Below are 11,571 nucleotides of genomic sequence, written 5' to 3' on the forward strand. Positions count from 1 at the left end.
ATCCATGCGAGGAACGAAAGCGGCACTGCTGGTTGCCATGTCGGCGCTCATGATCGGCGCGGGCACCGCGACCGCCGATCCGGCCGACCGGCCGAGCGTGCACGGGCCGGTGTCCGCGCCATTGGCGCTGCTCACGCTGACCAAGATCCCGAACGGCTGGCAGACCAGGGTCGACCTGCGCCCGCAACTGGAGGTCTCCGGCGACGGCCGGGCCGTGAAGGTCCCCGATGCCGTTGCCGCGGAACGCGATCCAGATAGCCTGCCGCAGAAACTCAACGGCCGCATCCCGCCCGAGGTGCTCGCTGCCGCGCTCACCGAGACCAGGGCCCTCGCCACCGTCGACTTCGGCATGCCCACCATCACCGACCAGGGCAGCCAGATCATCGATCTCATGCCGCAAGCCCCCGAGGAAGACGCCCACCTGATCGTCTACGCCCCCGAATCCACCGAGGGCCTCGCCCCCGAACAACAAGCCGCCCGCAAACGCTTCACCGACCTCTACCGCAAACTCCTCGACGCCTTCGTCCAAGACGCCTGACCCCACCCACCGCACTTCGTTGGCGACCTCGTTCGAGTACGACCCCGGCAACAGCCGCACTCTCTCTCGTGCCCGCGACGCCAAAGAGCCCGGCGCGAGCGCACTTTCGCTGCTCGGGCCGGGCTCTGCGGAACAACCGCGCTAGAACTGGTCCTGTTCGTAGTCGGAGGTGACGATCTCGTCGGAGTGGGTGGCGCCGATGACGTCGGGGGTGGATTCGCCGAGGGGGCCGGTGAGGTCGTCGTTGCCGATGGCGCTTTGGTAGGGCTGCACGGTGCGGGAGTGTTCGTCCTCGCCGCTGCGCTGGGCGCCCGCGGCACCGGCGCCGCCGCCCATAAAGCTGTTGCCCGCGCCGGCCGTGCTGGTGTTCGGGGAACCGGTGGTGCCGGGGCCGAAGCCGGTGCTGCCGGGGACGCCGCTGATCGGGCGGACCGGCATGCTGGTGCCGGGCAGGGCGCTGACCTTGGGCATCGACGGGACGCCGGGGATGCTGGGGCGACTGCTCGGGCTGCCCGTGCCGGTGCGGCTCGGGACGCCGGGCACCCCGGTGGGGCTGCCGTGGCTGGTGACGCTCGGGTTGCTCGGGCTGTTCACCGACGCGGCCGTGGTCGAGTTCTGGGTGCCGGTGGGCGAATTGAGGCCCGCGGCCTGGGTCGCGGTATCCGACGCGGTCGACTGTGCCTGCTCCAGGATCGGCTGGCCGACGTTCTGCGCCAGCGCCTGCGCGACCTCCTGCGGCGCGGGACCCCCGCCGGGGGCAACCAACTGCTGCACCATGCCGCTCAACTCGCCCGTCTTGCCCGCGAGATCGCCACGGGTGGCATTGACGATGCCGACGGCCTGACCGAGATGCTCGGTGGCCGAGGCCATCAGCGTGGCCTGGGCGGGCGGGGTCAGGATCACCGGTGCCATCGCGGTCGCCTGGGTGGCGAACGACGAAGCGACGGTGAGCAATTGCGCGTTGCCCTGCTGCACCACCGCGGCGGCCTTCTGGGTGAGGTCGGAGATGTCGATGCCGCGCTTGCTGGTCTCCTGGCCCTGGACGTTGTTCTGCTGGCTGGTGGCCTGCGCGTTGCGCGCGGCCTGGCTCTGCCAGAGCTGCTCGACGGTGGTCATGCTGCCCTTGCCGACCTGCATGGCCATGTCGATGACCTTGGAGGACTGGCTCAGGATCGCGGTCGGGTCGAGCGCGCCGATGACGCCGGTGCCGAAGCTGCTGAGCAGATCGAGGATCGGCTTGATCAGCATGTCGACGCCGGGCAGCGCGGGCACGGAGATGCCCTGCATGAGCGCGGCGACCGGGTCGGCGGGCAGCGGGGGCAGCGAGGTCGGGATGGCGGCCTGCGCCTGGCTCACCGCGGCGGCAACCGTGCTCGGCGCCGAGCCGACGGCGCCGTTCAACACACCGGTGGCCTGGTCGAGCGCCTGGTTCACCGGAGCGGCGACGTGCTGCAGCGCGGTGTGCGTATCACCGAGCAGCGCCGAAACATCGGACGGGACACCGGAGATGCCCTGCGCGTCCGGCGATTGATTGCCGTTGAGCCCTGGCATGCCGCCCGGCATACCGAGCGCGTTGTGCTGGTCCTCGCTGAGTCGCTTGGACAGCACGAAATCCGGCGGCTCGTACGGCGGCATATCGTCGGGCACCTGCCCGAGCGGCACATCGAGCACCGCCTGGGCGGCCGAGTTCTGCGTCGCGTCGAGCACGGCCTGCTGACTGATGGCCACGTGCTGATCGGCGGAGTGCGCCATCGCGAGTTCTTCGGGAGCGATCACCCCGGTGTCGAGCGGCTTCATACGGCGCCGCCGATCTGGTTGCCGATGGCATCGAGCGCGCCCTTGCTCGACCAGTCGGTCGCGTCGTAGGCCGCGGCGGCACTGAACGCGGACTCGGAAAGCTTGTTGTACTTGGCCGAAAGATCGTTGATGTCCTTGGCCTGCAGCACCTGTGCCGCGGCGAACATCGCCAGGTAGTCGACCCCGATCAGACCGAACACCGGCACGAGTGCCGAGACGTTCTTGACCGCGTCGAAATTACCTGCCCCCGCAAGATCACCGGCGATGCCCGCGTTCGTGGCGGCGAACGCCCGGACCGCGTCGGTCTCTACCGAGAGATCACTCATCGAGTTGCCCCCCAAATCGTCGTGCACATCAGTGTCGTGAACTTCTTCGTCGTCACCGTCTGCCCATTGCCGAACGGCATGACCGCTACGGATGGGCCCAATATAGCGGACGGTGCTGGCAACTTTCGAGCCCATCGGGACGTTCACAGAGGGAATGCAAAGGTTGGCAGGGGGAATCGGAAGGAACTGGAACGTGTTGCAAATTAGAACAAGTTCTATATTCTCGATGCCATGAAGGTCGCAGTGACCGGCGCAGCCGGCTACCTTGGCACGAATCTGCTCCGCCTGCTCGTCGCGCGTGGCCACGAAGTCACCGCCATAGATCGGGTGGTGCCACCGACGGCCACGGAGCCGAACATCACCTGGGTGAGCGCGAGCGTGCTCGATCCGGCGTCGATGCGGGCGGCGCTCGACGGCGCCGAGATCGTGTATCACCTGGTCGCGGTGATCACCCTCGCCGAGAAGAACGACCTGGCCTGGAAGGTGAACACCGAAGGCGTCCGGGTGGTTGCCGAGGCGGCGCTCGAGGTCGGCGTGCGGCGCATGGTGCACGCCAGCTCGATCCACGCGTTCAACCAGTACAGCTGCGGCGGCAGTATCAATGAGAGCGCCCCGCGCTCGACCGAATCCGCCCTCCCCGTCTATGACCGGTCCAAGTGGGCGGGCGAGGTCGCGCTCCGCAAGGTGATCGACCAGGGCCTGGACGCGGTGCTGTGCAACCCCACCGGCGTGTTCGGCCCCCTCGACTACAGCAAGCCGCTGTCTCGCATCAACCGCACCCTGCGCGACGCCGCGCAGGGCCGCATTCCGGCGATGATCGGCGGCGGCTTCGACCTGGTCGACGTGCGCGATGTCGCACAGGGCCTGATCCTGGCGTCCGAGCGCGGCCGCACCGGCGAGAACTACCTGCTCGGCGGCGAGATGATCTCAATGCTCGACCTCTGCCGACTTGCTGCCAACCATGGTGGCAAACGCGGCCCGCGCTTCTCCATCTCCCCCAAGCTCGTCGCGGGCGCGATCCCCGTGCTCGCGCCGATCGGCAAGCTCTTCAAATCCGATATCGTCTCGAAAGCCGCACTGGGCGCACTGATTTCGGCCCCGATGGTGGACCACGGAAAGGCCGAACGCGAGCTCGACTACCGCCCTCGGCCCACCGACGAGACGGTCCGCGACCTGGTCGCCTTCTTCGCCGACCCGACCCCGGCGGCCCCGGACACCCGACAGATCGCCTGACCCTCCCTGAACTGCGTCCGGAGCGGCTAGTCGAATTCGGCATAGCCGGCCCCCGGACGTTGGTCAGAGGTGGTCGCGGATCATGGTCACGACGTCGTCGGGTCGGCTCGAGAACGGGCAGTGACCGCCCTGCCAGGTCACGGCGGTGCCGCAGCGTTGCGTGAAGTAGGCGACCATTTCGGGCAGGATCGCACGGTCCTCAGTCGCCGCGATGTAGGTCGACGGGGTGTCCTTCCATGCCGCGTGCGCGGGTGACTCGGTGAAGATCGACGCGGGTTCGGGGCGCAGGAGCTCGATCGCCCGGTCCGCGACTTCGGTTGTGCAGTCGGCGAAGAGGCCTTCGCGGGCACCAGCCGGATCAAGCCGGGTCATGCCCGCGTCGTCGACGGTGAGTGGCAGCGGCGCACCTTGACGGCCAGTCTCCTGTTCGATCCGCGCGATCCACTGTTGCGCGTTCTCGCCGACATCGAAGACGAAACTCGACAGATACAGCAGATGCGAGATCCCCTTCACACCTGTCGCGGTGACACCGCCGAAGGAGTGGGCCAGCACCACCGGCGGCTCGGCCGCTCGATCGACGTGCTCCTGGACAAGCCGGGTGCTCTCGGCCAGGGAATGCCCGGCCAAGTCGGGCACCGTGACATCGATGCCGTCGCGGCGCAGTCGCTGGGCGATGTCATCGTAGTGAGCCGGTTGCAGCCAGGCACCGTGCAAAATCATCAAGGGGCGCATAACTCGTCGTTATACCGGTAGCGACGTAATTTCTGCGTCAGCCTGATTCCGGCGTCGAGACGGCAGCCTCCGGCGGAGCCGCTTCTTCGGCTTGGCACCAGGCTCGACATAGCTGCTGGCCCGGGGTCACTCTGGGTTCCAGCCATGCGACCGGAGTAGCCCCTGCTCCAGTGCCACTACCACCGCGCGGGTGCGGTCGCTGACGTCGAGCTTCGCGAAGACGCGCAGCAGATGGGTTTTCACGGTGGCCTCCGCGATGTGCAGCCGGGCGCCGATCTCGGCGTTGGACAGTCCGTCCGCCACCGCCGTCAGCACATCCGCCTCGCGCGGCGTGAGCGCCGCCGGTGCCGGCCGCCGCATACGCGCGACCAGTCGCTGCGCCACCCGCGGCGCCAGCACCGTCTCGCCGCGCGCGGCCGCGTGGATGGCCGCGACCAGTTGTTCACGACTGGCGTCCTTGAGGAGATAGCCGGTGGCGCCCGCTTCCACCGCGCGCTCGATCTCGGCGTCCGTGTCGTAGGTGGTCAGGATCAATACCCGGGTGCCGGGGTGGGCCGCGCTGATCTCCGCCGTGGCGCCGACACCGCCCAGGACCGGCATGCGCAGGTCGAGCACCGCCAGATCCGGCCGCAGTTGAGCTACCAGGCCGACCGCCGCGCGGCCGTCGCCACAGTCGCCGACGACGTCGATGCTCGGTTCGTCGGCCAGCAATGCGACCAGTCCGGCACGCATGACCGTGTGGTCGTCGGCGACGATAATCCGGTGCCGCACTTCGGCCATGGTCACACCTGAACTTTCGTCGGAAGCGCGGCGTGGATTCTGGTGCCGTCGCCGATCGAGCTGGTGATGGTGAGCTCGCCGCCCAGTTCCCGTAGCCGGGCGCGCATACCGTCGAGGCCGAAGCCGCGCGGGCCGTCCATCGCGAAACCACTTCCGTCGTCGGTGATTTCGAGTTCGACGGTGCCCGGCTGCCGGGTCAGCAGCACGCCGACAGTCGAGGCGGCGGCGTGCTTGCGGACGTTCGCGAGGGATTCCTGGGTGCAGCGCAGCAGGGCGATGCGGGTCAGCAGGTCGCAGTCGATGTCGGCGAGTTCGGCCTCGACCACGATGCCGGTATCCTGCGCGAAACGATCCAGCGTGCGGCGCAACGTATCCGCGACCGTCCCGGTGCTGACGCCGTTCGATGAGGCGGGGCCGACCAGGGCACGGGCCTCGGTGAGGTTGTCCCGCGCGGTCTGTTCGATGGAATCCAGCCGTTGCGCGCTGCGCGCCGGGTCGGCGCGGGCCGCTTCGGCCAGCACGATGATCGAGGCGAAGCCCTGCGCCAGCGTGTCGTGGATATCGCGGGCCAGCCGCTCCCGCTCTGCGGCGGCACCCTCCCTGCGGTGCGCCTCGACCAGTCGCCGCTCGGACTGCGCCAGCTCGGCGGCGAGCCGAGCCGCGCGCTCGTTGCTCTGCCCGAGCAGGCGATCCATCCACAGACCGACCAGCACGCTCGCGGCGTATCCGATCAGCGCGGCAGTCACATTGCCGGTCCGGAGGTCCGGGCTCCAACCCTGGCCGGCCACGCCGCCGAACACGGTAATCAGGGTGGCCAGGCCGCTGACGACGATCGCCGGTCGTGGGCCGCTGGTGTAGATCCAGAACAGCGGCAGCGAGACGATCAACAGCGATGCGGCACCGCCGAGCAGCGCGGACATCGAGCCGAGCACGACGATGAGGCCGAACAGGAAGACGCGCGAGGACAGCCTGCCCTGCCGCAGCGCCGCGTAGCCGAGGCCGAGCGCAGCGAGCAACGCGCAGGACAGGTAGACCGACGGTCCCTCGCCCACCAGGGCGAGGGCCGACGGGCCCAGTCCGAACAACACCCAGCAGGCGTCGTACAACCGCCGCAAAGATCGCGGGGTGGACCGGTTTTCGAGCATGCTGATCAACCTACGGTTGCGAGGGCGGCGGCCGGTCGGCGTCGCCGTGGCATCCACCATGCCCGATCCCCGAGCAGCAGCAGCGCGGCGGGCAGCACCAGCATCCGGATCACCACCGCGTCCAGCAGCACCGCCACCGCCAGGCAGAACCCCATTTGCTTCATCTCCGTCAGCTGCAGCGCGACGAAGCCGCCGAAGACCGTCACCATCACCACCGCCGCGCTGGTGATCACCTTCGCCGAACGGCCGATGCCCTCCAGCACGGCCGCGCGCGAGGACAGCCCCCGCTCCCGCGCCTCCCGGATCCGGCTCAGCACGAATACCTGGTAGTCCGTTGACAACCCGAACAGGATCACGAACAGGAACAACGGTACGCGCGAGACGATCGCCCCCCGCGAATCGAAGTCCAGCAGCGCCTCGGCCCAGGTGCCCTGGAACACCAACGTCATCAGGCCAAGCGCCGCTGCCGCGGACAGCAGGTTGCACACCACGCCGAGCAGACCGATCACCACCGCCCGGAACACCAACACCGTCATCACGAAGGTCACCAAGAGCAGCAGCCCGACGACCAGCGGCAGTATCTCGCGCTCGTGCCGCACATAGTCCCGCCCGCGGGCCACATCGCCGCTCACCGCGGTCTCCACGCCGCTCAGTCGGCCGATGGTCGCGGGAATGTAGTCCGCACGGAGCTTGCGCAGGGATTCAATAGCCTCACGTGACTGAGCGGGGTGCGGCACCGGGAGTTCCAGCACGCTGGTGCGGCCGTCCGCTGCGGTGCGCACCGCCGCCGCGCCCACCGCGAACAACGAATCCGCCTGTGCGCGTTCGTTCAATCGACTCAGTGCCGCGCGAACCTCGCCCTGCTGCTCGGCGGAATTCCGGACCACCACTTCGTGTTTCACGAGCAGTTCCGGGAACGCTCCGGTCAGCCGGTCGTAGACCTGCATCGCTGGAATCTCCCTGGAGAAGGTATCCCGGCCCGCGTCCATCAGCTTCAATCCCAGCATCGGCGCCGCCAGTACCAGCATGAGCAGCAGCGATACACCCAGCGTCCGGCCGGGGCGCCGCTGCACGACACGCAACAGTGGCGCGGTACGGAATCCGAGCTCCGGCCGTTCGCGCCGCGCGACCTTGCCGCGCGCGGCCCGCCGTTCGGCGCGGCGGCCGATCCACACCAGCAGCGCGGGCAGCGCCGTCATGGAACTGGCGACAGCCACCGCCACCACCAGGATGGTACCGGTGGCCAGCGAGGAAAAGATCACGTCGCTGGCGAAGTAAAGCATTGCGGTAGAGGCGATTACCGCGATTCCGGACACGGCAATGGTGCGCCCAGCAGTGCGCGACGCCAACTCGACCAGCGCCTCAGCGCTGAGCCGCCCACCGGACCGAGCCCGCTCCTCCCGCTCCCGTTCCACATAGAACAGCGTGTAGTCGACACCGACCGCAAGCCCGATCAGCAGAATCATGTTCGTACCCACCCCGGCATCCGGAACCAGATGCGAGACAAGCATATTCAGCCCGACCGCAGCGCTGATCGCACTCAACGCCAGCAGCACCGGCACCCCGGCGATCACCACCGAGCCGAAGACCACCAACAGCGTCAGCAGCGTGATCGGTATCGAAATCCGCTCGGACAGCGCCAGATCCGCGCCGCGCTGAGCATTGACGCCCTTGCTGATCGACGCGGAACCGGTCTGCTCAACCACCAAATACGGATGCGCCGCTTGAATTGTCGCGGTCTGCGCGAGCAGCGGCACAACATTCGTCTTGCCCTTCAACTCGGGCCCACGGAGCGTCACGGCCACCCGCACCGCGCTGCCATCGGCCGAACGCACCGGCTCTGCCACTCCCTCGACCTCGGGCAGCTCCATCATCCGGGCGGTCACCGCACCGGCGACCGCCCGCGCCCGATCCTCGTCGACCCGTCCACCGTCGGACGCCCGAATCAGGATGTACTCCAACGGTTTACGCTGCAAACCAGCCTCGGTGGCCAGTGCCTCAGCACGGCCGGCCTCCCCGACCCAGAAGTCCTGTGTGGTCGCTTCATGCGTGCCAGCGATGAGCCCAGCCCCCAGGCAGAGACCAACGAAGACGAACCATCCGATAACTGCCCGCCATGGGTGCGTCGCACTCCAACGTGCCACGCGCACAGGAATTTTTGTCATACCGCCAATCGTGTGCGCCGGACCACCCCTGCCGACAGCATCACCTGGTTGAACCCTTGTCCACCGACCGGTGGACAAGGTCTACCCACTGCGGCGTGACTCCTTGATGCCGGTCAGTACGGCACCGGCACCGACCACGAACCACCCGGCGGGGCTTCGACCTCCACCTATCACTGCCTACGGATCCAGCGGATTGCCGTATTGATGCGCCCTCCAACCCATCCGTGCCGTGCTCAGCAACGAACCAGGTCTGTTCAGGAATTTCCGACAGGAAGGTATCTGCATGAAAAGCGCAGCCATCGGCAGCCCCGCGCGGACGGCATCGTGGTCGGCATCTCGAAAATTTCACCAACTCGCCGTCGGCAGCATTGCGGGCGTAGTCGCACTCGTCGGCAGCGTGGTCACGGCGCCGATCGTTATGGCGCAACCCAAAGTCAAGGAATGCGGTGAAGGGAGGCCGTCCTACTTCGGGAGTTACCAGGGGACCATGACCTCACCAAAGGTCAAGCGTGACGTATTCCTCCATTTCTGGGAAGGGAAAAGGCCGGGGGCAGTAGATAATGGCTATTGGGTTGAGACGCAAATCCAATCGGGCCCCGATAAGATAATTGTCGATTACGCCGGGTATGCGCTCGCTCAAAGTCCGTGGAGCGTAGAATTCGGTTTGACTGTCAAACTCGGGACAGATGCCACCGACGTCCACCCATTCTATGTAGACCCGACAAAGAAGGACTCCGTATTTGAATATCAATTCGGCAAGGGCGGGTCGGGCAGGGTGGCTTTACCGATAAAGGCCATTGCTTGGGACTGCGAGTCGGGGAGTTCTGTTCCGAAACTGTTGCGAGAAGTAGCTTCCAAAAAGGGATATGTATACGATCTGGAGTTGAAACGAATTTAGTGTTCCGATCTTCCCCGGTGCGCCAAAACTTCAAGCACCCCTGGACGAGAAGTATCGACTTCGTCGATCGGACATCCATTGCGGGGCCGATGACCTCGGACTCGCCGCGATCGACGGGTAGGTCGTCGAGCCCGAGAACGCGTTCGGCCTCGGCAACCGCCAGCCGCAGGCAATTCATCGCGTCTTTCCCCGGGCAGTCGCTGTGACGGTGAGAGCAAAGCAGTATTTGGTGGCGTAGTCGATGATCGCGCAGATCTGCCAGATCCCGCCACCGGTGATTACGAATTCGCTGAAATCCATCTGCCAGACCGCATTCCGTCGCGTGGGCGGAACACGGAATAACTGGCGGCGCACATCGCCCACGATTTCCGGTTGGCGTGGTACCCGACCGGCGGCAGCTGCCGCGGCGACGCAACGCCCATTCCACGGTGGATGTCGATGCCTCGTAGCCGTCGGCGCGGATCAGCGCCGATCTTGTGGTATCCCCAGGCCGGCCAGGCTTCGACGTATTTCGCGGCGATCGAAGGGACATGCCCGGAGCCACCGAGTCGCTGAATCCACAACTGCACCGTGACCTCGGCCAAGGCGAGCTTCAGCTGCTCGTTCTCGATCCGAAACCGCCGTTGATCCGGACCGCCCTGCGCTCCAGCCGGTCCGCTGGGCTTCGGCTCGAGAGCCTTCGCGCCCGCGTCGAGGAATGCCTGCTTCCACTTCGACATCGCCACCGCCGACACCCCGTGCCGCCGCGCGGCTTCGGACACGCTCATCTCACTCGCCAACACCGGCAACACGGTCCGGATCTTGTCCTCGGCCGTCTTCGCTGTCCGCGCCGCCGTGTCCCCTGCTGGTTCATGGCCCGAGACCTCGGCACTTTGCCACATATGGTGACGCCGGAGATTGCCAACTAGACGAACATATGTTCGACTGATTGGGTGCGATGGCAAAGCCAGACCGTGGACGCCGACGACGGCGCGCTGCCCGGGCTCACCCGGGCGGGTTTGACGCGCACCGTGCAAACCCCCGAGTTCGAGGGCATCACCTTTCACGAGGTGCTGTGCAAGAGCGCACTGAACAAGATGCCGGAGAGCTCGACGCTGCCGTTCCACTGGACGATCAATCCGATGCGCGGCTGCTCACACGCCTGCCGCTACTGCTTCGCCCGCCCGACGCACGAATACCTGGATCTGGATGCCGGCAAGGATTTCGATTCGCAGATCGTGGTGAAGACGAATATCGCCGCCGTGCTGCGCAAGGAACTGGGCCGACGCTCCTGGCAACAGGAACCGGTCGCGCTCGGCACCAACACCGACCCGTATCAGCGGGCCGAGGGCCGATACCGGTTGATGCCGGGCATCATTCGCGCCCTCACTGATGCGGGCACGCCGTTCTCCATCCTCACCAAGGGCACGCTGCTGCGCCGGGACCTGCCGCTGCTCACGCTGGCCGCGCGCGAGGTACGCGTGAGCGTGGCCGTATCGATCGCGATTTTCGACCTGGACCTGCATCGCAGCCTGGAAACCGGCACCCCGTCACCGAAGGCCAGGCTGGAGATGGTGCGCGCGCTCACCGATGCCGGTTTCGACGTGAATGTCATGGTGGCGCCGGTGATCCCGTACCTCACCGACAGCAAGGCACACCTCGACGAGCTGTTCGGCGCGATCGCAGGCGCCGGTGCGCGATCGGCCGTCGCCTTCCCGATGCACCTGCGCGGCAGCACCCGAAACTGGTTCCTCGGCTGGCTCGCCGAGCAACATCCCGCGCTGGTCCGGCGCTACCGTCAGCTCTACGGCCGTGGCGCTTATGTGACGCCCGAATACTCGGCCTGGCTACGCGGCCGCGTCGATCCGCTACTCCAGCGACACGCCCTGCAACGGGAAATACCGGTCGAACCGGAGACACCACCGGAAAGTCCGCACGCGACCGACCCGCAACTGGCATTGTTCGGCTGACGCCAAGC

11 protein-coding genes are annotated in these 11,571 nt (G+C 66.9%); 4 read left to right on the plus strand and 7 right to left on the minus strand.

What is annotated here, in order from left to right:
- Positions 1–4 precede the first annotated feature (4 nt).
- Positions 5–538: a hypothetical protein gene (locus ACIA8C_RS17800; RefSeq protein WP_397135837.1), complete on the plus strand. Its 534-nt coding sequence runs from the start codon at positions 5–7 to the stop codon at positions 536–538.
- Positions 539–679: 141 nt separating this feature from the next.
- Here the strand turns inward: ACIA8C_RS17800 and ACIA8C_RS17805 are convergent, their stop codons facing one another.
- Both ACIA8C_RS17805 and ACIA8C_RS17810 read right to left on the minus strand, forming a co-directional pair.
- A complete protein-coding gene (locus ACIA8C_RS17805; RefSeq protein ID WP_397135839.1) occupies positions 680–2,335 on the minus strand; it encodes a hypothetical protein in 1,656 nt (551 codons plus the stop codon).
- Positions 2,332–2,661: a type VII secretion target gene (locus tag ACIA8C_RS17810; protein WP_397135841.1), complete on the minus strand. Its 330-nt coding sequence runs from the start codon at positions 2,659–2,661 to the stop codon at positions 2,332–2,334. Before ACIA8C_RS17810 ends, ACIA8C_RS17805 begins: the two co-directional genes overlap by 4 nt.
- Positions 2,662–2,892: 231 nt before the next feature.
- On the opposite strand from ACIA8C_RS17810, the gene ACIA8C_RS17815 reads away from it, so the two are divergent.
- Entirely contained in the window at positions 2,893–3,894 is a 1,002-nt protein-coding gene (locus ACIA8C_RS17815) for an NAD-dependent epimerase/dehydratase family protein (protein WP_397135843.1), read from the plus strand.
- Positions 3,895–3,957: 63 nt separating this feature from the next.
- Here ACIA8C_RS17815 and ACIA8C_RS17820 read toward each other — a convergent pair whose 3' ends face one another.
- The 4 genes from ACIA8C_RS17820 to ACIA8C_RS17835 form a co-directional block, all read right to left on the minus strand.
- Positions 3,958–4,614, minus strand: a complete 657-nt coding sequence (locus tag ACIA8C_RS17820) for an alpha/beta hydrolase (RefSeq protein WP_397135845.1) — start codon at positions 4,612–4,614, stop codon at positions 3,958–3,960.
- 138 nt (positions 4,615–4,752) lie between these two features.
- Positions 4,753–5,406, minus strand: a complete 654-nt coding sequence (locus tag ACIA8C_RS17825; protein ID WP_397135847.1) for a response regulator — start codon at positions 5,404–5,406, stop codon at positions 4,753–4,755.
- A 2-nt stretch (positions 5,407–5,408) separates the two neighbouring features.
- The gene (locus ACIA8C_RS17830; RefSeq protein ID WP_397135849.1) at positions 5,409–6,551 is read right to left on the minus strand and encodes a sensor histidine kinase; all 1,143 of its coding nucleotides are present in this window, start codon (positions 6,549–6,551) and stop codon (positions 5,409–5,411) included.
- A 5-nt stretch (positions 6,552–6,556) separates the two neighbouring features.
- Positions 6,557–8,512, minus strand: a complete 1,956-nt coding sequence (locus ACIA8C_RS17835) for an MMPL family transporter (RefSeq protein ID WP_397135851.1) — start codon at positions 8,510–8,512, stop codon at positions 6,557–6,559.
- Positions 8,513–8,999: 487 nt separating this feature from the next.
- Here ACIA8C_RS17835 and ACIA8C_RS17840 point away from each other — a divergent pair, with 487 nt between their 5' ends.
- Positions 9,000–9,614, plus strand: a complete 615-nt coding sequence (locus ACIA8C_RS17840) for a hypothetical protein (protein WP_397135853.1) — start codon at positions 9,000–9,002, stop codon at positions 9,612–9,614.
- Positions 9,615–9,892: 278 nt separating this feature from the next.
- Here the strand turns inward: ACIA8C_RS17840 and ACIA8C_RS17845 are convergent, their stop codons facing one another.
- Complete coding sequence (locus tag ACIA8C_RS17845; RefSeq protein ID WP_397135855.1) at positions 9,893–10,495, minus strand: transposase; 603 nt, start codon at positions 10,493–10,495, stop codon at positions 9,893–9,895.
- Between the two features lie 51 nt (positions 10,496–10,546).
- On the opposite strand from ACIA8C_RS17845, the gene ACIA8C_RS17850 reads away from it, so the two are divergent.
- Positions 10,547–11,563, plus strand: coding sequence for an Rv2578c family radical SAM protein (locus ACIA8C_RS17850; RefSeq protein ID WP_397135857.1), 1,017 nt, complete (start codon positions 10,547–10,549; stop codon positions 11,561–11,563).
- Positions 11,564–11,571: the final 8 nt, after the last annotated feature.

It is taken from the genome of Nocardia sp. NPDC051321, from assembly GCF_044455225.1.
Lineage (GTDB): Bacteria > Actinomycetota > Actinomycetes > Mycobacteriales > Mycobacteriaceae > Nocardia.